Here is a 20,783-nt window from a genome sequence, read left to right as displayed (position 1 = left end):
TGGCGGCGCTCGCTAGACTTGATCGTAGAAAGATGTCCGACCTGCGACGCTCGGACGGTTGCGCATTCCGATGCCACCGCGCCGACACGCGCTCGTCCGGTCACACCCTTTGTGCCTGGAGCCCTGTGTATGCACGAATCAGCGATCATCACCAACGCAGATGGCGATCAGCTCGCGGCGCGCCGCGAACTGTTCGACCTGATGCAGACCTACCCCGCGACGCGCGAGGAACTGGAACGGTCGCTCGGCCTGTTCGTGCGCGGCTCGCTCCTCGCACGCATTCTCGCGACCTTCGAGATTTATCAAAAAATCGTGCCGCTGCCGGGCGCGATCCTCGATCTCGGCACGTGGCGCGGGCAGACCGCCGTGCTGTGCGAGAACTTCCGCGCGATTCTCGAGCCGCTGAACTTCCAGCGTCGGATCCACGCATTCGATACGTTCACGGGCTACACGGGCTTCGCCGAGCACGACACGCGCGACCGCAAGCTGTTCTCCGACGGCACGTACTCGCTGTCCGGCGAGTACGCCGACCTGCTGCGCAAGCTGCTGAACCTGCACGAGCGCAGCAACGCGATGGGACACGTGCATGACAAGCACCACGTGTGGGAAGGCGACTGCCGCGACACGCTGGCGGCGTTCGACGAAGCGCATCCCGGCGAGATGGTCGCGCTCGCGTGGTTCGACCTGAACGTGATCGAGCCGACCCGGCACGCGTTCGACGCGGTGATGGAGCGGCTGGTGCCCGGCGGCGTCGTCGCGTTCTGGCAGCTCACCCGCGGCGGCCAGCTGCCCGCGGAAGGCGTCCATTACCTGCGCGACCTGCTCGGCAACCGTCCGCACCAGATCCACAAGGCTGCAGCCTATCCGTCGCTCTGCTACCTGTCATTCCCCGAAGGTGGGGGCACACGCAAATGAAAATCGCAATCCTCGGCAACGGCATTCTCGGCCTGATGACGGCCCGCGCATGGCAGCAGGCCGACGCGGGCGTCGAGCTCGTGATCGTCGGCCACGCGCACCGGCCCGGCTCGGCCACGCGCGCCGCGGCGGCGATGCTCAATTCGTTCACCGAGCTGGAAGGCGATTCGCTCGGCACGCCGATCGACCGCTTCAAGTTCGAGCTGAGCCGCGGCGCGACGGCGGCCTGGCCCGCCGTATTCGCTGAAATCTGCACGCCGGAGCGCGCGGTCGCGCACGGCTTCGGCACCTTCGTGCTGAACAACGCGGCGACCGACGCGCTCGACGACGAGAACTTCGCGGCCATGCAGCGGTTCTGCCGCGAATTCGAGGAGCCCTGCGAGGCGGTCGATCCGTCAGGGATCCCGAACTATCATCCGGACCCGCGCTATCGCGCGCTGAAGGCGGTCTTCCTGAAGCGCGAAGGCTGGGTCAATCCGAAACAGTTTCTCGACGCGCTGACCGCGTCGGTCGCGCAAGCCGGCAACGTGCGCTTCATCGACGCCGAGGTCGAGCGGCTCGACACCGCGGCCGGACGCGTCACCGGGGCGCGCCTGTCCGATGGCAGCGTGCTCGGCGCGGACCGCTTCATCCTCTGCAACGGCGCCAACGTGACGCGCGTGCTGCAGGCGAGCCTGCCCGAGCTGCCGGTGCAGCGGATGTTCTACGGCATCGGCATGTCGATCGAACTGCAGAGCACGGAGAACGTGCACACGCACTGCGTGCGCACGACCAACCGCGGCCTCGCGTGCGGTGTGTATTCGGCGCCGTACGGGCCCGACCGGACCCTCGTCGGCGCCAGCAACTACATCAGCCCGGTGCCGCACGAGCACGGCCACGCCGGCAGCGCGTACACGCTGCTCAAGTCCGCGATGGACCAGATCAACACCCGCTTCTCGCGCGCGAACCTGGTCAATGTCAACGTCGGCTGGCGACCGACGACGTCCGACCTGTATCCGCTGTTCGGCGAAACCAGCGTGCGCGACCTGTGGATTCTCGGTGGCACCAAGCGCGACGGTTTCCACCTGTCGCCGGTGCTGTGCCGCGATCTCGTCGCGGCGATGCGCGGCGAGCCGATCGATCCGCGCTACGCGGAACTCGCGCCCGAACGCCCGCTGATCCGCAACATGACGCGCGAGGCCGCGATCGCGAAGACGGTACGCCATCAGCTCAATGCCGCGTACCAGCACGACTTCGTGCCGGCGCGCAACCGCATGGTCGAACAGCTTCGGAACGCGATGCGCGCGGACCTGGAGGCGCTGCACGACAAGCTGGGCGCAACGGACTGGGGCATTCCGCCCGAGCTCGTCGACATGTACCGGTACGGCCACATTCCGGCATGAGCGGTGCGACCATGAACCGCGACGCGAAGCGGGTAGCGATCGTCCAGTCCAACTACATTCCGTGGAAGGGCTACTTCGACCTGATCGCCGCCAGCGACGAGTTCATCCTCTACGATGACGCGCAGTACACGCGCCGCGACTGGCGCAACCGCAACCAGATCAAGACGCCGCAGGGCGTGCAATGGCTGAGCGTGCCGGTAAAGGTGAAGGGCAAGTATCACCAGTCGATCCGCGAAACCGAGATCGACGGCGCCGACTGGGCGCCGCTGCACTGGAAGGCCCTGCAGCAGAACTACGCGCGCGCGCCGCACTTCGCGCGCTATGCGGACGAGCTCGAAGCGCTCTACACCGGTCGCACCTACGGGATGCTGAGCGAGCTGAATTTCGCGATGCTGACGTGGGTCCTGCGGCAACTGGAGATCGGCACGCGCGTGTCGTCGACGTCAGACTATGCGCTGCACGGCGACCGCACCGAGAAGCTGCTGAACCTGTGCGTGCAGGCGGGCGCGTCCGAGTACCTGTCCGGCCCGGCCGCGCGCAGCTACCTCGACGAGAGCCTGTTCGCCGATGCCGGCGTCGCGGTGCGCTGGTTCGACTATCCGAGCTATCCCGAGTATCCGCAGCAGTGGGGCGACTTCGTCCACGGCGTGACGGTGCTCGACGTGCTGTTCAACTGCGGTCCCGACGCGCGTCGGTACGCGCTGACCTCGAAAGACTGAGGCGATGTCCATGAGCGAATCCCGGCATGCGAGCCTGCTGGAAGAAGTGGCCGCGTACTACAGCGCGCGGCTGGCGGAGCACGGCGCGACCGCGCGCGGCGTCGACTGGAACGGCGAAACGAGCCAGTTCCTGCGCTTCGAACAACTGACGAAGATCCTGCCCGAGTCCGGCGGCCACTCGATGAACGACATCGGCTGCGGCTACGGCGCGCTGGTCGATTTCCTGAAGGCGCGTGCGCTGCCGGACGGCTTCGCGTATGCGGGCTACGACATCTCGTCCGATATGGTCGACGCCGCGCGGCAGCGCTATCGCGAAGACGCGAACGTCGCATTTCATGTCGGCGCGGTGCCGCAGGCCGCGTCGGACTACGGGATCGCATCCGGCATCTTCAACGTCAGGCGCGGTCACGGCGACGACGCATGGCTCGACTACATCCACGCGACGCTCGACACGCTGCACGCGACGAGTCGACTGGGCTTCGCGTTCAACTGCCTGACGTCGTATTCCGATCCGCCGTTCATGCGCCCGGACCTCCTGTACTACGCGGACCCGTGCGCGCTGTTCGATCGCTGCAAGCGCCGCTATTCGCGTCACGTCGCGCTGCTGCACGACTACGGCCTGTACGAGTTCACGATTCTCGTCCGCAAGGACATCTGAGCGGCGCCGCGCGCAAGCCGCGCGGCCGAACGTCCCCCTTACTGCGGAGCCTGACCATGTTCGGCCCACCCAATCTCGACGTCATTCCGTTCGGCCGCCCGTTCGTGGTCGGCAAGGAGCTCTACTACATCGCGAAAGCGGTCGAGCAGGGCGGCCTCGCCGGCGACCAGGCGTTCACGAAGCTCTGCCACCGCTGGCTGGAAGCGCGCATCGGCTGCCAGCGCGCGCTGCTCACGCACTCGTGCACGGCCGCGCTCGAGATGGCCGCGATCCTCGCCGACGTGCAGCCCGGCGACGAAGTGATCATGCCGTCCTACACGTTCGTGTCGACCGCCAACGCGTTCGTGCTGCGCGGCGCGACGCCGGTGTTCGTCGACATCCGCCGCGACACGCTGAACCTTGACGAGACGCAGATCGCCGCCGCGATCACCCAGCGCACGCGCGCGATCGTGCCGGTGCACTACGCGGGCGTCGCATGCGACATGGACGCGATCGGGCAGCTCGCGGCGGACCACGACCTGTGGGTGATCGAGGACGCCGCTCAGGCGCTGCAGTCGTCGTGGAACGGCAAGCCGCTCGGCAGTCTCGGCCACCTCGCGTGCCTCAGCTTCCACGAGACCAAGAACGTGATCTCGGGCGAAGGCGGCGCGCTGCTGGTCAACGACCCGCGCCTCGTCGAGCGCGCGGAGATCATCCGCGAGAAGGGCACCAACCGCAGTCAGTTCTTCCGCGGGCAGGTGGACAAGTACACATGGGTCGACGTCGGTTCGTCGTTCCTGCCGGGCGAGTTGATCGCGGCGTTCCTGTACGCGCAGTTCGAGCACGCGGACGTGATCACCGCGCAGCGGCGCGCGACCGTGCAGCGCTACCAGGACGCACTGCAGCCGCTGCGCGCGGACGGGCTGATCGAGCTGCCCGCGATTTCGCTCGCCGAGCGCGGCAACGGCCACATGTTCTATTTCCTCGCACGCGACCTCGCCGAACGCACCGAGCTGCTGCAGCAGATCCGCGCGGTGGGCGTGAACGCGGTGTTCCACTACGTGCCGCTGCACAGTTCGCCGGCCGGCCAGCGCTATGGGCGCTGCGGGTCCGGCATGGCGGTGACGGACCTCGTCGCCGACCGGCTCGTCCGGCTGCCGCTTTACCACGACATGACCGAAGCCGAACAGGATCGCATCCTCGACGTGGTCTTCGATTTCTACCGCACCCGATAACGATGACGACTCCCAAACCTGGCCTGGCGCACGGCGGTTCGCGCATCTTTACGCGACTCGGCCACCCGTACTACATCCTCGCGCCGAATTTCCGGCAAACCTCCGGCGGGATCCGCGCGATGCACTACCTGTGCCACGTGCTGAATCTGCTCGGCCACGAAGCGTACGTCTGCACGCCGGTCGTGCATCCTGACCTGCGCACGCCGCCGCTGACCAACGACATCGTGCAGGCGCACGCCCGCGCGAATCGCAGCCCGATCGTCGTCTACCCTGATGTCGTCACCGGCAATCCGTTCAACGCGCGCTGCGTCGTGCGCTACCTGCTGGCCGAGCCCGGTCGCATCAACGGCGAACCGATCGCCCTGCAGCCGAACGACCTCATCTTCACGTTCGGGCCGTCGCTGGTGCCCGAAGAATGGAAGGCGGACCTGCTGCGCATACCGCTGGTCGACACGCGCATCTTCAACAGCGACGGTGTCGACAACGCCCGCCGCAACGGCACGGCCGTCTTCATCAATCGCCACCTGCGGCGCGGCGGCACGCTGCATCCGGTCACCGCCGAGTCGATCGAAATCTCGACCCGCGTGCCGGAACGTTCGGCGCACGAACTCGCGGCGCTGTTCCGACAGGTCGAGTGCGTGTACATGTACGAATGGTCCACCGCCGTGTTCGAAGCGCTGCTGTGCGGATGCCCGGTCGTGTGCATCATGAATGACGCGTCGCTGTCGGAGCCGACCCGGTGGGTGATGGACGGCAAGGGCATCGCGTGGGGGCTCGACGAACACGAGATCGCGCACGCGAAGGCCACCGTTCACGAAGCGCGCGGCGTCTACCTGAAGGAAGAGGACGCGTTCTGGCAGCAGTTGCAGAACTTCGTCGAGCGGACCCAGGCACACGCGGACAAGCTGGATGCGCAGGCCGTCGCGACGGGCGCCGCCGCCCAGGGGCAGCCGGCGTCCGCGCCGTGCTCGTGCATCGCGGTCGTCACCGCCGGACCGGCCGACCACGCGCGCACCAGCCTGCGCTTCGCGCAGCCGTTCGCGCGGCTGGACCGCGAATGGGCACTGACTTTCCCTGTCACGCCAGCCGGCATCGATCCCGAGGCGCTGCAGCGCGCCGACCTGATCGTGCTGCAGGGCGACACGCCGGGCCTGCTGTCCCCCGCCACGCTGGAACACCTGTTCTCGCTCGGCAAGCCGGTCGTCCTCGAGATCGACGCGCCGCTCGACACGCTGCTCGCCGACATCCCCGGCGCGGCCGACAACGCGCGCCGCAAGGCGGGCATCCGCAGCGCCGTGCAGCGCGCGCATGCGCTCGTCGTGCCGTCGGAAGCGCTGGCGCGGCAGTACCGTCATGTCAACGCATCGGTCCACGTGCTGCCGACCGGCGTCGATCTCAAGCGTCTGCACCGCGCGGCGCCCGGCGTGCGCGACCGCGTGAACCTCGCCGTTTCCGGCGCCGGTCTCGACGGCGTGCGTCTCGAGCAGGTCCGCCAGGCGCTGGCCGAGCTCCGCCGCCGGTTTCCGGGGAAGCTCCGGGTGTCGTTCGTCGGCGCGGCGCTGCCGGCCGGCTGGGACCGCGAACCGGACGTCACGCTGATCGCCGAGCCTGCCCCTTACGACAGCTACGCCGACGCGCTGAAGCGCGCGGACCTCGACATCGCGCTGGTCGCGACGCCGGTCACGTTGCGCGACGATGCGCCGCCGCGCGCATGGCTCGAATGCTCGGCGGCCGGCGCGGCCACGGTGCTCGTCGCCACGCCGACGGAAGGTTGCCCGGTTGTTCACGGCCGCACGGGCTGGCTCGTCGCCGACACCGCCGACGCGTGGGTCGACGCGATCGCGCACCTGATCGAGCATCCGCAAACCCGCGCGCAACTCGCCGCGGCCGCGCAGGATGCGATCCGTGCGCAGCACGACATCGGCCGCAACGCCGCGCGCCACGGCGTGCTGTACACGCGGCTGCTCGCGGAGAACCGGACGCTGGCGCCTGTCGCCGCGACTGCGGACGCCGCACCGCGCCGCAAGCGCCTGATCGTGTATTCGATCGATCCGGACGCGTGCGCGTCATCGCGAATTCGCCTCACGCTGCCGTTCGGTCTGCTGAACGACGAATGGGAACTCGTCCCGGGCATCCGGGACGGCCAGATCGACAGCAGCGTGCTGGCCACGGCCGACGCCATCCTGCTGCACCGGCTGACGCCCGGCATCCTGACGGGCAACGACCTGTATACGATCTTCAAGCATGAAAAGCCGGTGATCTACGAGACCGACGACCTGCTGACCGACCTGCCGGCCGCGCATCCGCTCGCCGCGCAAGGCGGGATGGCCCGCGCGGGGATCGAGCTCGTGCTGCGCAACGCGGACGCCGTGATCGTATCCACGCCGTTCATCGCCAGCCGCTACCGGCTGTCGCACCCGCGCGTTCACGTGCTGCCCGACAGCGTGGACTTCGACCGGTTCTACCGCCCCGTGACGGCGCGCGGCGACGACTGCGTGACGATCGGCATCGCCGGCGCGTCGCTGCGCGCCGACAACTTCGCGCTCGTCGACGCGGCGCTGCAGGCGGTCTGCGCGCGCCATCCCGGCAAGGTCAAGGTGAGTTTCGTCGGCGCGGACGTCCCGCCAGGCTGGGCCGGCCACCCGGACGCCGGGTGCGAGCCCGAGCTTCACGACTACGACGCGCACGCACGACGCCTGCCGGAACGGTGCTGGGACATCGCGCTGCTGCCGCTCGCCGACCACGACTACAACGCCGGCACGAGCACGATCCAGTGGCAGGAATACGCGGCGGCCGGCATCGCCTCGATCGTCAGCGACCGGCCAGCCTATCGCCTCGCGCTGCACGACGGCTGCGACGGCCTGCTGGTCCCGGACGAGCCGCAGGCGTGGGTCGACGCGCTCGACCGGCTGATCGCGAACCCGGCGCTGCGCCGCGGGCTCGCGCGCACGGCGCAGGCGAAGGTCCGCAAGCATCACGCGCTACAGCAGGCGCTGCCGCGCTATCGCCATGTGTATCAGCAGTGCATCGACAAAGGCGCTGCCGGCAACGCGCCCGGCCGGCCGGATGCGCCGATCCCCGGCGCGCTGATCCTGGACGCCGAGGGCGACCTCGACAAGGTCCGGCTGAGCCTGCAGGAAATCGCAAGGCGGCCGGAACAGGATCTGCTGGCGGTCGTGCTGACCACGTCGCAGGCGACGCTGCCCGAATGGACCGACAAGGTGCGCTACCTGCACGCGCCCGTGCACGAGTACACGGCCACCGTCGAGCAGCTCTGCGCCCTGCCGGCGTTCGACTGGACGCTGATCGTCGAGGCGGGCGACGGGCGTGCTGCGCAGGCACGAACGCCCGCCGATGCCGCAATCGCGTAGTTCGGCGCGCGCCGTGCCGCTTGCCTGACGCAGGCGGCCGGCGCGCTATCCCGGCAGCGCGCCCTATGCTCAGTTGCTCGAACAGCCGCCGCAACTGCTTGAGCTGCATGAGCTCGATGAACTGCACGAACTCGAACTGCCGCCGGCGTCGGAGCCGGAGTCGGACGGACCGCTCGACCCGCCGGTGTTCACGGCGACGGGCGGCGGCGCCATCAGCACGCTCGAATGCGCGGCCCACACGGTGCCGGCGAGCGCGCCGGCGCCGAACAGCGCGGCCGTCCACAAGAGGCCGTCCGGCATCGCGCGGTCGCCCCGGCGTTCGTCGCGGTGCGCGGCGAGCGCCGCCTCGCCGCCGCGCGTCATGCCGCCGCGCCCGAAGCCGGGCAGGCGGCCGACCATGAAGTGGTACGCGACCATGAACGCCGTCATGAAAATCATCAGCAGCAGCACGGGCCGGCCGCGGGTCAGGCCGACCGCGAGCTTCGCCGCGCCCGCGCCGAACACGAGCAGCAGGATCGCGCGCGCGGCCATCCGCGTCGCCCGCATCTCGCCCGGCGCCCAGAGCCAGCCTTTGCGCTGCAACGCTGCGGCGCAGTCGGCTTCGCGCCACGCGAGACGCTGACCGAACGCGTGGCAGCTCGTCTCGCCACCAGGTTGCCTCTTCAGCCATTCCCAGTCGGCGCCATAAGCGCCTGCATGTCGCGGATCGTCGATCCGCACCCGCGCGCCGTGGACCTTGCTCATCCGCAGTTCGATCGCACCGGCATGCGCGAGCGACAGCATCGCGACCTGCGCCATCCGCGCGCCGCCGCCCGCGAGATACGCCGCTTCCTCCGCGCTCAGGTCGGGCGACGATTCGGGGGCACGCGTTCCCCACGCACGGTGGCGGTATTCGATCCACTGCAGGCCGGCGATCAGCAGCAGCGCGGCGATGCAGAGCGGCACGTAGAACAACCCGAGAAAGTCCGGCCCAGAGAAGTCCAGCACATTGAAATCGCTCGCGCTCGCGCAGGTCGCCGCGACGCTGATCGCCGCCGTTGGCCACGCGAACCTCGCGAAGCGCCGCCAGCGTCGCGTGCGCGCGGCGGGCGCGCTCGAAGGGCCGTCGCGCAGTTCTGCGCGCTGCTGCACCGGGGCGTCGGCGGGCACGGCCGGCTCGGCCGCGGGGCGCGGCCATATCGCTTCGGGCGGTTCGCAGCCCAACAGCCGGCGGTAGCTGTCGAGCGTCTGCCGATAGTGCCACGCGTACTGCGCGGCCTCGTCGGGCGCGCCCGCGCCCGGCACGTGATGCAGCGGCGCGCGCAGCACGTCGGCACAGAACACGTCCCAGTATTCGCGCGTGTATTGCAGGTGCAGGTGCCACGCGGCATCGACCGCGACCGACGGCGTGACCGGATGGCCGGCTACCTGCGCGAGAAACGCGAAGCGCTTGTATTCGTCGATCACGGCCAGCGCGTGCGCATGCGACCAGCCTTCGGCTTCGGCAACGCGGCGGCTGTATGGCAGCGGCGCGTGCAGATCGTCGGGAGAATAGGTGTTCAGACGCGCGAGCAGCGCCTGCTGCGCATCGGTCAGCGCGCAGCCAGCGACTTCGGTCGAGGTGGACGGAATGGCAGCCATCGGAGTCGGCGCGATGCGCGGACGGCCGCCGCGATCGACGCTTTGAGTTGTCGTTGCGGGCGATTCTCGCACAATGGAAAGGTGGGGGAATACCGGGGGAAATGACGGCGCGATACCGTGCGGTGATGTTACGCCTGGACGACTTCAGGAAAACGGATCGGGAAAATCGACGCCTGGAATCAGGCTATTTGGCGCGCCCGGCTGGGATCGAACCAGCAACCCCTGCCTTCGGAGGGCAGTACTCTATCCATTGAGCTACGGGCGCGTGAGACAGTGAAGCGACCCCATATACAGGCCGCCCACGATTGGCAAGACAGCAAGGATACCCGGTTTCCCATGAAGCGTCCACCTTGCCCGCCGAATCGCCGCCGGGCGAGCCTGCGTGCGGGTAAACACGCGCCATCGCACCGCTCGCCGTGATGTAAACGTTCCGTCTATAATCGTCCGTGCTTCATTGGACTGCCATTTTGCCGTTGCACCGCGCTCACAATTCCTATTCATGGAGACGAGGCAAGCATGAGCGAAGCACCCCACGAATCTCCCGTCAAAACCCCCGGGCAGCTGATTGCCGTCATCATCGCGTCGTTCGCGATTCCGATTGTCCTGATCGTCCTGTTCGCCAATTACGCGAACCATGCGTTCCGTTCCGGCGCCGGCACGGACGCGCTATCCGACGAGCAGGTCGCCGCACGTATCGCCCCGCTCGCGAAGGTCGACGTGAAGGACGCCAACGCGCCCCGCACGTACAAGACCGGCGAGGAAGTCTACAAGGCCGTCTGCGTGACCTGCCACGGCACCGGCGCCGCCGGCGCGCCGAAGTTCGGCAACAAGGACGACTGGGCGCCGCGCATCTCGCAAGGCTTCGACACGCTGCTGAAGACGGCCCTCGCGGGCAAGGGCGCGATGCCGGCGCGCGGCGGCACGAGCCCCGACGACGTCAGCGACTATGAAATCGCCCGCGCGATCGTCTACATGGCGAACAACGACGGCGCGAATTTCCCCGAACCGGCCGCGCCGGCCGCCAACGCGGCGCAGCCCGCCAGCGGCGCACCCGCGTCGGGGGCCGACGCGTCGAACGCGCAGGCCGCGGCCGCCATGGCTGCGATCGCCGCGATCCCGAAGGCCGGCGAAAAGCCCGCGGCCGCCCCGGCCGGCGCCGATGCGGCAACGGCCGGCAAGGCGCTGTACACGTCGACCTGCCAGGCCTGCCACGCGGCCGGCGTGCTCGGCGCGCCGAAGTTCGGCAGCAAGGAAGACTGGGCGCCGCGCCTGAAGGATTCGATGGATACGGTCTACAACTACGCGCTGCACGGCAAGGGCGCGATGCCGCCGAAGGGCGGGTCGAACGCGTCGGATGCCGACGTGAAGGCGGCCGTCGACTACATGGTCAACGCGGCGAAGTAACGCGCCCACCCGGCCATCCGTAAAAAACCCCCGCGACGCACGCGCATCGCGGGGGTTTCGTTTTCGTGTTGCCGGTTCGTCGCGCCATCGTGCTCGCGGCGGCGCCGCCGCGTCACTTCTGCAGCAACGCCTTCAGGCTCGCGAGCCGGTCCTTCGGCGACATCGGCGCCTCTTCCGGCGTCGGCGGCGGCGCTTCGTCGAGCCCCATCTCCGGAATGAACCGCGACGGTTCGCACACGACTGTCTCGCGCGCCCGCTTGCGCTTCTTGCACCAGTTCAGGTGCAGGCTGCGCTGCGCGCGGGTGATCGCGACGTACATCAGCCGGCGCTCCTCCTCGATCCGCTCGTTGTCGATCGGGCCGTCGTCCTCGCTGCCGCCGCGGTGCGGCATGATGCCTTCCTCGACGCCGACCAGGAACACGTGCGGATACTCGAGCCCCTTCGACGCATGGACGGTCGACAGCCGCACGGCGTCCGGATCCTCGTCCTTGCCCTCGAGCATCGACATCAGCGCGACGGTCTGAATCAGGCCGAGCAGGTTCTTGCCCGTATCGGCGAGCCCGTCCGCATTGTGGAAACCCTCCGCCTCGCCGTCGACAGCCTCCTTCTCGGGCTTGGTGCCCTTGCGCTTCAGCCATTCGAGGAATTCGAGCACGTTCTGCCACTTCGACTGCGCCTGCCGCTCGTCGAACGCGTCGTACAGGTACGCCTCGTAGTGGATCGCCTCCATCATGTCGTCGAGCACGACGGTCGCGGGCTCCTTGTCCGCGCGCTCGGTCAGGCGCTGGATGAAGTCGCAGAACATTCGCAGCGGCTCGACCTGGCGCGCCGACAGCCGCGCCTCGATCCCGCCCATGTATACGGCCTCGAACAGCGACACCTTCGCCTGCCCCGCGAACGAGCCGAGCGCCTCGAGCGTCGTGTTGCCGATGCCGCGGCGCGGCGTCGTGACCGCGCGGATGAACGCGGGATCGTCGTCGGCGTTCGCGATCAGCCGCAGGTACGCGCACAGATCCTTGATCTCGGCCTTGTCGAAGAACGACTGGCCGCCCGACAGCACGTACGGAATCCGCTCGCGCCGCAGCACCTGCTCGAAAATCCGCGCCTGGAAGTTGCCGCGGTACAGGATCGCGTAGTCGCGGAACTGCGCGCGCCGCTCGAACTTGTGCGCGGACAGCCGGAACACGACCGATTCGGCCTCGTGTTCCTCGTCGTTGCACGGCGTGACGGTGATCGAATCGCCCATCCCGTGCTCGGACCACAGCTTCTTCTCGAACAGCTTCGGGTTGTTCGCGATCACGTTGTTCGCGGCGGTCAGGATCCGCACCGTCGACCGGTAGTTCTGCTCGAGCTTGATCACGTGCAGCTTCGGGAAATCCTTGCCGAGCTGCGCGAGGTTCTCCAGCGTCGCGCCGCGCCAGCCGTAGATCGCCTGGTCGTCGTCGCCGACCGCCGTGAACGCGGCGCGCGGGCCCGCGAGCTGCTTCAGCAGCTCGTACTGGCACGCATTGGTGTCCTGGTACTCGTCGATCAGCAGGTAGCGCAGCTTGTTCTGCCAGCGGTCGCGTACCTGCTCGTTCTTCGCGAACAGCTCGGCGGGCAGGCGAATCAGGTCGTCGAAGTCGACCGCCTGGTACGCGTGCAGCGTCGCCACGTAGTTGCGGTAGACCAGCGCCGCCTGGTGTTCATCCTCGTTGGCCGCGATCGCCATCGCCTCGTCGGGCATGATCAGGCCGTTCTTCCACAGCGAGATGATGCTCTGGACCTTGCGGATCAGCCCCTTGTCGGTCGTGCCGAGCTGCTCCTGGATCATCCCGAAGCAGTCGTCCGAATCCATGATCGAGAACTGCGGCTTCAGGCCGACGTGCTCGGCCTCCTGCCGCAGGATCTGCACGCCGAGCGAATGGAACGTGCAGACGGTGAGCTGGTTGACGGGCACCTTGCGGCCTTCCTTGCCGGGCGTGGTGAGCGTCTTGCCTTCCAGCAGCTTCGACACGCGCTCGCGCATTTCGGCGGCGGCCTTGTTCGTGAACGTGACGGCGGCGATATGGCGCGGCTCGAAGCCTTTTGCTTCGATCAGATGCGCGATCTTCTGCGTGATCACGCGAGTCTTGCCGCTGCCCGCGCCGGCGAGCACGAGGCAGGGACCGTCGAGGTAGCGCACCGCTTCATTCTGAGCGGGATTGAGGCCTGCGGACATGATGGCGGATGGTGTTGCGGTTGACGGCGGAACGCCGGGAGGATGCCGTGCGCGGCAAGCTGGCGAAGCAGACGGACACGCGGGCAGGACGCGCATGTTAACACGTCGGCGGCGTGTATTTCGGGCACGCCGCCGGACCGGGGCGCGCAGGCTCGCCGGGCGGGCGCCCCCTGTCCGTTCGCCGTAGTCGTGCCTGTCCGTTCGGCCAATCTGGCCCCGTCCGCGCTGCGATCGGACACAATACGTACTCCCCGGCGCCACTGAGCCGTCACCGGATCGATCTCATGGGATACCCGCTCGCCACCGCCGCCCTCGGCCCGCCGCTGTTCGTGCAGGGCGCTACGTGCGCCGCGTCATGCCGCGGCTGCCGTCCCCCGCAAAATGCCGGCATTCCTTGCGCAAACGCCGCATCGCTTCGTGCGTTTCGCCCGACGCCTCTGTGCAAGCGGCGGCGCCATGCCAAAATAGCCGGTCGTCTTCGTGCCGTTTCGGCGCGCCATCCTTTAGTTTCCTTCGCAGCCAGGAATTGCCATGTCGTCATTGCTCAGGATTGGTTTGATGGGTTTCGGTTTCGCCGGCGCGACCTTCCACGCGCCCGTGATCGCCACGAGCGGCCGCACTGAAGTCGCCGCGATCGCGACGACTCAGTCCGATCGCGCGCACGCCGCATATCCGGGTGCGCGCATCGTCGCCGACCTCGACACGCTGCTCGGCCTCGACGATATCGAATGCGTGGTGATCGCCACGCCGAACGACACGCATTTCACGCTCGCGCGCCAGGTGCTCGAAGCCGGCCGCCACGTGGTCGTCGACAAGCCCGTCACGCTCACCGCCGACGAGGCGCTCGCGCTCGCGCGGCTCGCGAACGCGCGCAGCCGGCTGTTCGCGCCGTTCCACAACCGCCGCTGGGACGGCGATTTCCTCACCGTGCGCCGGATCGTCGAATCGGGCGAGCTCGGCCGCCTCACCTGCTTCGCATCGCACTTCGACCGCTTCCGGCCGACGCCGCGCATGCGCTGGCGTGAGGAGCCGGCCCGCGGCGGCGGCCTGCTGCTCGACCTCGGCCCGCACCTGATCGATCAGGCGCTCGCGCTGTTCGGCACGCCGGAAACCGTGAGCGCCACCGTCAAGACGCGCCGCGACAACGGCACGGCGCCCGATTTCGTGCACCTGCTGCTCGGCTATCCGGACAAGGACGTCGCGCTGCATGCGAGCGCGCTGTCGGCGATCGAGCCCGCGCGCTTCACGCTGCACGGCACGCGCGGCAGCTACCAGAAATTCGGGCTCGACACGCAGGAAGACCAGCTCAAGGCCGGCCTCACCGCGGACGACGTCGAATTCGGCGGCGGCAATCCGCCCGGCCTGCTGCGCGTGCTCGACGGCGACGTCGAGGTCGAACGTCCGGTGCCGACGCTCGACGGCCAGTACGCGGAGTTCTACCGCGCGCTCGCCGCGTCGATCCGCGACGGCGCGCCGTTCCCCGTCACCGCACAGGACGCGGTCGACGTGATGACGATCATCGAGCTCGCCGCGCAGAGCGAGCACGACGGCCGCCGAGTGCCGTTCGTGCGCCGCATCGTCTAATGGTTGCCGCCGGCCGGGTCGGCGCCGCGCCGGCCGCCATCCCGCGCCACGTGCGGCGGCGGCGCAGCGTCTGCCGGCCGCCGCCCCGCCGGCACGGCCGCCAACATTCCGTTACAAATGGCGCGGGAACGAAAGTCAGCGGTCGTCCGGTCTGACGCGTTTCTCAAAAAGTCGATCCGACACCCATCCGTCAGGAGAATTCGATGCAACGGTTGATTCGCGCAGCAGCATGCTGCGTCCTGGTTTCCTCGCTCACGGCCTGTATCGTGCAGCCGCAGCGGCCGGCCCGGCAGGCGCCCCCGCCCCGGCCGAATCCGCAGGTCGTCGCGAATGACCGCATGCAGGAGGTCCAGGGCCGGATCGACAACCTGCACCGCCGGATCGACGCGCGCGTGAACGGCGGCTACTACCCGCCGCCGTATGGTGCGCAGCTGCACCACCGCCTCGACGTGATCCGCCAGGAAGCGAACGACATGTCGGCCCAGCACAACGGCGGCCTGTCCGGCGACGAGCAGCGGGTGCTGAACCAGGAACTCGACACGGCCGCACGCGCGATCGGCGAATAACGCGCCTGCGCCTGCCGGAGCGGACGAAGCGGCGGCGCCGGTTGCCGCCGCTTGTCGCGAAGCGACATTCTTTTGCCCAAATTGACAATGCCCACCCGCTCGCGTACAGTCGCCCGCACGCGTCGGGAGAGCGTGTGACCGGGTGTTCCGACACCGGTTGCGCCGCCGAAGGGGCACACCCGCAAACTCTCAGGCAAAAGGACCGACCGCGTCGGGGATCGCGTCCGCGCACTGCGCGGGCAATATTCTCCCCGCACTCTGGAGAGCGGCAGTAGCCCGCAGCGCATCGGCTGCGCGGGCAAGCTGCCCACCGAAGGGGCGCGCGTTCGCCGGGCTTCGCCCGCAGCGCAATCTCTCAGGTATCGAGGACAGAGGGGCATGTACCGGATCGCTCGAGGCCATCGGCCGCGGGGGTCGGCACATGGCCGTTCTGATCCGCGCGCAAGCGCCTTGCCTGAGGCCTCGATGACTGCACTGAATCACACCCCGCTCAACGCCGCGCACCGCGCGCTCAATGCCCGCATGGTCGACTTCGGCGGCTGGGACATGCCCGTCAACTACGGCTCGCAGATCGAAGAACACGCCGCCGTGCGCACCGACGCCGGCATGTTCGACGTGTCGCACATGTGCGTGGTCGATTTCACCGGCAGCCGCGTGCGCGCGTTCTTCGAGCATGCGATCGCGAACCACGTCGGCAAGCTCAAGACGCCCGGCAAGGCACTCTACTCGTGCCTGCTCAACCCGCAGGGCGGCGTCATCGACGATCTGATCGTCTATTACTTCACCGAAGAATTCTTCCGCGTGGTCGTCAACGCCGGCACCGCCGAGAAAGACATCGCGTGGTTCAACCAGCTGAACGAGCAAGGCGGCTACGGCCTGACGATCGCGCCGCGCCGCGATTTCGCGATCGTCGCCGTCCAGGGTCCGAACGCCCGCGAAAAGGTCTGGGCGACGGTGCCGTCCGCACGCGCCGCCACCAGCGAGCTCAAGCCGTTCAACGCCGCGCAGGTCGCCGGCACGCCGTTCGGCGATCTCACCGTCGCGCGCACCGGCTACACCGGCGAAGACGGCTTCGAAGTGATCGTCCCGGCCGTGCACGTCGAGGCGCTGTGGAATGCCCTGCAGCAAAACGGCGTGCGTCCGTGCGGGCTCGGCGCGCGCGACACGTTGCGCCTCGAGGCCGGCATGAACCTGTACGGCCAGGACATGGACGACACCGTCTCCCCGCTCGACGCGGGCCTCGCATGGACGGTCGACCTCACCGCGCCGCGCGACTTCGTCGGCCGCGCCGCACTGGAAGCCAACGGCACGCGCGCCGCGTTCGTCGGCCTGATCCTGCAGAAGGAAAACGGCAAGGCGGGCGGCGTGCTGCGCGCACACCAGAAAGTCGTCACGCCGCACGGCGAAGGCGAGATCACGAGCGGCACGTTCTCGCCGTCGATGCAGGAATCGATCGCGTTCGCGCGCGTGCCGGCGGCCGTCCAGATCGGCGACACCGTCCAGGTGCAAATTCGCGACAAGAATCTTCCCGCGCGCGTGGTAAAACTGCCGTTCGTGCGCAACGGCAAGGTCCTCGCTGCGTAACGGCCGGGGGGCCTCCTCCCGGGAAGCCGGGAGATGGCGCCCGGCGCAAACCACATCCGGCACGCCCCGGCGGCGCGCCAGCAGAACGAATCACACCCTTTTATCCAGGAGCATCCGATGAGCAACGTCCCGGCCGATCTGAAATACACCGAAGAACATGAGTGGATCCGCACCGAGTCAGACGGCACGCTGACGGTCGGCATCACCGATCACGCGCAGAGCACGCTCGGCGACATCGTCTTCCTCGAACTGCCCGAAGTCGGCAAGTCGGTGAACGCGGGCGACGCGGTCGGCGTCGTCGAATCGGTGAAGGCGGCATCCGACATCTACTCGCCGGTGTCCGGCGAGATCGTCGCCGTCAACGAAGCAGCCGCCGATGCACCGGAAGGCGTGAACAGCGACGCGTACGGCGTGTGGCTGTTCAAGATCAAGCTCGCGGCCGGCGCATCGACCGACAAGCTGATCGACGCAGCCGCCTACACCAAGCTGATCGACTAACTTCCTTACCGAACCGCGCGGGGCCGGCCAGCCGCCCCGTCCCGCGCGGGACCAGAGTCACGCCATGAAGCTCGAACACCCGGACCGCCTGATGAACCGCACGCCCCTCTCGCTCGCCGCGCTCGAAACGCACGACGCGTTCGCCGAACGCCACATCGGCCCCGACGCCGCCAGCCAGCAGGCCATGCTCGACACGCTCGGCTTCGCGTCGCGCGCCGCCCTGATCGACGCCGTGATCCCGGCCTCGATCCGCCGCGCCGAAACGCTGCCGCTCGGCCCGTTCGCGCAGCCGAAGAGCGAGGCCGAAGCCCTCGCCGCGCTGCGTGCGCTCGCGGACAAGAACCAGGTGTTCCGCTCGTATATCGGCCAGGGCTACCACGACACGCACACGCCGGCCGTGATCCTGCGCAACGTGCTCGAAAACCCGGCGTGGTACACGGCCTACACGCCGTACCAGCCCGAAATTTCCCAGGGCCGCCTCGAGGCGCTCCTGAACTTCCAGCAGATGGTGGCCGACCTCACGGGCCTCGCGATCTCGAATGCATCGCTGCTCGACGAAGCCACCGCCGCGGCCGAAGCGATGACGCTGCTGCAGCGCACCGGCAAGCCGGCGTCGAACGTGTTCTACGTGGCCGACGACGTGCTGCCGCAAACGCTCGAAGTGATCCGCACGCGCGCGCTGCCGGTCGGCATCGAGGTCAAGACGGGCCCGGCCGCCGACGCCGCGCAGGCAAACGCGTTCGGCGTGCTGTTGCAGTACCCGGGCGTGAACGGCGACGTGCGCGACTACCGCGCGCTCACCGAAGCGATCCACGCGGCCGGCGGCCACGTGGTCGTCGCGGCCGACCTGCTCGCGCTCACCGTGCTGACGCCGCCCGGCGAATGGGGCGCGGACGTCGCGATCGGCAACACGCAGCGCTTCGGCGTGCCGATGGGCTTCGGCGGCCCGCACGCCGCGTATCTCGCGGTGCGTGACGAATTCAAGCGCCAGATGCCGGGCCGCCTCGTCGGCGTGACGGTCGACGCACAGGGCAAGCCCGCGCTGCGCCTCGCGCTGCAGACGCGCGAACAGCACATCCGCCGCGAGAAGGCGACGTCGAACGTGTGTACCGCGCAGGCGCTGCTCGCGATCATGGCCAGCATGTACGCGGTCTACCACGGCCCGCACGGCCTGAAGACGATCGCGCTGCGTGTGAACCGCATCGCGGCGCTGTTGGCCGCCGGCGTGAAACAGCTCGGCTTCGCGACCGTCAACGACACGTTCTTCGACACGCTGACGATCGACACCGGCGCGCGCACCGCGCAGGTCCACGAATTCGCGAAGGGCAAGCGCATCAACCTGCGCCGCGTGAGCGACACGCAAGTCGGCGTATCGGTCGACGAAACGACGACGCGCGACGACCTCGCCGATCTTCTCGACGTGTTCGCGCAGGCCGCGGGCGGCACCGCGCCGGCCGTCGATGCGCTGGACGCGGGCCTTGCCGGCGTCGCCGCGCTGCCGGCCGGCCTCGAGCGCACGAGCGCGTACCTGACGCACCACGTGTTCAACCGCCACCATTCCGAAACCGAAATGCTGCGCTACCTGCGCAGCCTGTCGGACAAGGATCTCGCGCTCGACCGCTCGATGATCCCGCTCGGCTCGTGCACGATGAAGCTGAACGCGACGTCGGAAATGCTGCCCGTCACGTGGCCCGAGTTCGGCGGCATCCACCCGTTCGCGCCGGCCGAGCAGACCGTCGGCTACCGCGAGATGATCGACCAGCTCGAACAGATGCTCGTCGCGGCCACCGGCTACGCGGCCGTGTCGCTGCAACCGAACGCGGGCTCGCAGGGCGAGTACGCGGGCCTCCTGATCATCCACGCGTACCACGCGTCGCGCGGCGAAGCCCATCGCGACGTGTGCCTGATCCCGGCATCCGCGCACGGCACGAACCCGGCGTCGGCGCACATGGCTGGCATGAAGGTCGTGGTCGTCGCGTGCGACGCGCAGGGCAACGTCGACATCGCCGACCTGAAGGCGAAGGCCGAGCAGCACTCGAAAAACCTTGCGGCGATCATGATCACGTATCCGTCGACGCACGGCGTGTTCGAGCAGAACGTCCGCGAGATCTGCGAGATCGTCCATGCGCACGGCGGCCAGGTGTACGTCGACGGCGCGAACATGAACGCGATGGTCGGCCTGACCGCGCCGGGACAGTTCGGCGGCGACGTGTCGCACCTGAACCTGCACAAGACCTTCTGCATCCCGCACGGCGGCGGCGGCCCGGGCGTCGGCCCGGTCGCGGTCGGCGCGCACCTCGCGAAGTTCCTGCCGAACCAGCGTTCGACCGGCTACGCACGCGCGGAAGACGGCATCGGCGCGGTGTCGGCCGCGCCGTACGGCTCGGCGTCGATCCTGCCGATCTCGTGGATGTACATCGCGATGATGGGCGCGAAGAACCTGACCGCCGCCACCGAAACCGCGATCCTCAATGCGAACTACATCGCGAAGCGCCTCGCGCCGCACTACCCGGTGCTGTATTCGGGGCCGGGCGGGCTGGTCGCGCACGAGTGCATTCTCGACCTGCGTCCGATCAAGGAATCGAGCGGCATCAGCGTCGACGACGTCGCGAAGCGCCTGATGGACTACGGCTTCCACGCGCCGACGATGAGCTTCCCGGTGCCGGGCACGCTGATGGTCGAGCCGACCGAGTCGGAATCGCAGGAAGAACTCGACCGCTTCATCGCCGCGATGATCGCGATCCGCGAGGAAATCCGCGCGGTCGAGGAAGGCCGCGCCGATCGCGAGGACAACCCGCTGCGTCACGCGCCGCACACGGCCGCCGTCGTCACCGCGAACGAATGGCCGCACGCGTACTCGCGCGAGCAGGCCGCGTACCCGGTCGCCTCGCTCGGCACGAACAAGTACTGGCCGCCGGTCGGCCGCGCGGACAACGCGTACGGCGACCGCAACCTGTTCTGCTCGTGCGTGCCCATGTCGGACTACGCATAACACGCGTCGGGCCCGGAGCCGACCGATGGTGACCGCACCGCACGCAACGCCATGTTGCGTGCGGTTTTTGCGTTCG

The 20,783-nt window shown here is 68.6% G+C and carries 14 protein-coding genes, 1 tRNA gene and 2 riboswitches; of the genes, 12 read left to right on the top strand and 3 right to left on the bottom strand.

Annotation, left to right across the window (positions count from 1 at the left end):
• Positions 1 to 129: 129 nt before the first annotated feature.
• From CFB46_RS04910 to CFB46_RS04885, 6 genes are read left to right on the top strand one after another with little or no spacing between them, the layout of a single operon-like run.
• Positions 130 to 915 (top strand): class I SAM-dependent methyltransferase, encoded by a 786-nt coding sequence (locus CFB46_RS04910; RefSeq protein WP_014722216.1) that lies wholly within the window; start codon positions 130 to 132, stop codon positions 913 to 915.
• A complete protein-coding gene (locus CFB46_RS04905; protein WP_027783212.1) occupies positions 912 to 2,297 on the top strand; it encodes an NAD(P)/FAD-dependent oxidoreductase in 1,386 nt (461 codons plus the stop codon). Before CFB46_RS04910 ends, CFB46_RS04905 begins: the two co-directional genes overlap by 4 nt.
• Positions 2,294 to 3,016, top strand: coding sequence for a WbqC family protein (locus CFB46_RS04900; RefSeq protein ID WP_089499407.1), 723 nt, complete (start codon positions 2,294 to 2,296; stop codon positions 3,014 to 3,016). The genes CFB46_RS04905 and CFB46_RS04900 overlap by 4 nt, the downstream gene beginning before the upstream one ends.
• A 10-nt stretch (positions 3,017 to 3,026) precedes the next feature.
• Positions 3,027 to 3,674 carry a methyltransferase domain-containing protein gene (locus CFB46_RS04895; RefSeq protein ID WP_027783210.1) on the top strand — a complete coding sequence of 216 codons (648 nt, stop codon included), beginning with the start codon at positions 3,027 to 3,029 and terminating at the stop codon, positions 3,672 to 3,674.
• 56 nt (positions 3,675 to 3,730) lie between these two features.
• On the top strand, positions 3,731 to 4,888 hold the full coding sequence (gene rffA / locus CFB46_RS04890; RefSeq protein ID WP_027783209.1) for a dTDP-4-amino-4,6-dideoxygalactose transaminase: 1,158 nt from the start codon (positions 3,731 to 3,733) through the stop codon (positions 4,886 to 4,888).
• 2 nt (positions 4,889 to 4,890) lie between these two features.
• Complete coding sequence (locus tag CFB46_RS04885; RefSeq protein WP_089499406.1) at positions 4,891 to 8,259, top strand: glycosyltransferase family protein; 3,369 nt, start codon at positions 4,891 to 4,893, stop codon at positions 8,257 to 8,259.
• Positions 8,260 to 8,328: 69 nt separating this feature from the next.
• On the opposite strand, the gene CFB46_RS04880 is transcribed toward CFB46_RS04885, so the two are convergent.
• Both CFB46_RS04880 and CFB46_RS04875 read right to left on the bottom strand, forming a co-directional pair.
• A complete protein-coding gene (locus CFB46_RS04880) occupies positions 8,329 to 9,879 on the bottom strand; it encodes a TIGR04222 domain-containing membrane protein (protein WP_089499405.1) in 1,551 nt (516 codons plus the stop codon).
• 189 nt (positions 9,880 to 10,068) lie between these two features.
• Positions 10,069 to 10,144, bottom strand: a tRNA-Arg gene (locus tag CFB46_RS04875).
• A 251-nt stretch (positions 10,145 to 10,395) separates the two neighbouring features.
• Here CFB46_RS04875 and CFB46_RS04870 point away from each other — a divergent pair.
• The gene (locus CFB46_RS04870; RefSeq protein ID WP_089499404.1) at positions 10,396 to 11,283 is read left to right on the top strand and encodes a c-type cytochrome; all 888 of its coding nucleotides are present in this window, start codon (positions 10,396 to 10,398) and stop codon (positions 11,281 to 11,283) included.
• Between the two features lie 112 nt (positions 11,284 to 11,395).
• Here CFB46_RS04870 and CFB46_RS04865 read toward each other — a convergent pair whose 3' ends face one another.
• A complete protein-coding gene (locus tag CFB46_RS04865; protein ID WP_089499403.1) occupies positions 11,396 to 13,483 on the bottom strand; it encodes a UvrD-helicase domain-containing protein in 2,088 nt (695 codons plus the stop codon).
• A 531-nt stretch (positions 13,484 to 14,014) separates the two neighbouring features.
• Between CFB46_RS04865 and CFB46_RS04860 the strand changes: the two genes are divergently transcribed.
• The 5 genes from CFB46_RS04860 to gcvP all read left to right on the top strand — a co-directional run bounded on the left by CFB46_RS04860 (position 14,015) and on the right by gcvP (position 20,707).
• Complete coding sequence (locus CFB46_RS04860; RefSeq protein WP_089499402.1) at positions 14,015 to 15,067, top strand: oxidoreductase; 1,053 nt, start codon at positions 14,015 to 14,017, stop codon at positions 15,065 to 15,067.
• A gap of 203 nt (positions 15,068 to 15,270) precedes the next feature.
• Positions 15,271 to 15,633 carry a hypothetical protein gene (locus CFB46_RS04855; RefSeq protein ID WP_089499401.1) on the top strand — a complete coding sequence of 121 codons (363 nt, stop codon included), beginning with the start codon at positions 15,271 to 15,273 and terminating at the stop codon, positions 15,631 to 15,633.
• Positions 15,634 to 15,746: 113 nt separating this feature from the next.
• A riboswitch (glycine riboswitch) is annotated at positions 15,747 to 15,848 on the top strand.
• A gap of 33 nt (positions 15,849 to 15,881) precedes the next feature.
• Positions 15,882 to 16,015, top strand: a riboswitch (glycine riboswitch).
• A gap of 83 nt (positions 16,016 to 16,098) precedes the next feature.
• Complete coding sequence (gene gcvT / locus CFB46_RS04850; protein ID WP_089499400.1) at positions 16,099 to 17,217, top strand: glycine cleavage system aminomethyltransferase GcvT; 1,119 nt, start codon at positions 16,099 to 16,101, stop codon at positions 17,215 to 17,217.
• A 117-nt stretch (positions 17,218 to 17,334) separates the two neighbouring features.
• Complete coding sequence (gene gcvH / locus CFB46_RS04845) at positions 17,335 to 17,715, top strand: glycine cleavage system protein GcvH (RefSeq protein ID WP_089499399.1); 381 nt, start codon at positions 17,335 to 17,337, stop codon at positions 17,713 to 17,715.
• Between the two features lie 64 nt (positions 17,716 to 17,779).
• Entirely contained in the window at positions 17,780 to 20,707 is a 2,928-nt protein-coding gene (gcvP, locus tag CFB46_RS04840; RefSeq protein ID WP_027783201.1) for an aminomethyl-transferring glycine dehydrogenase, read from the top strand.
• Positions 20,708 to 20,783 lie beyond the last annotated feature (76 nt).

Source organism: Burkholderia sp. HI2761, assembly GCF_002223355.1.
Taxonomy (GTDB): Bacteria; Pseudomonadota; Gammaproteobacteria; order Burkholderiales; family Burkholderiaceae; genus Burkholderia.
The sequence above is the reverse complement of the archived record's forward strand: the minus strand, read 5'-3'. Positions and strand labels throughout refer to the sequence as shown.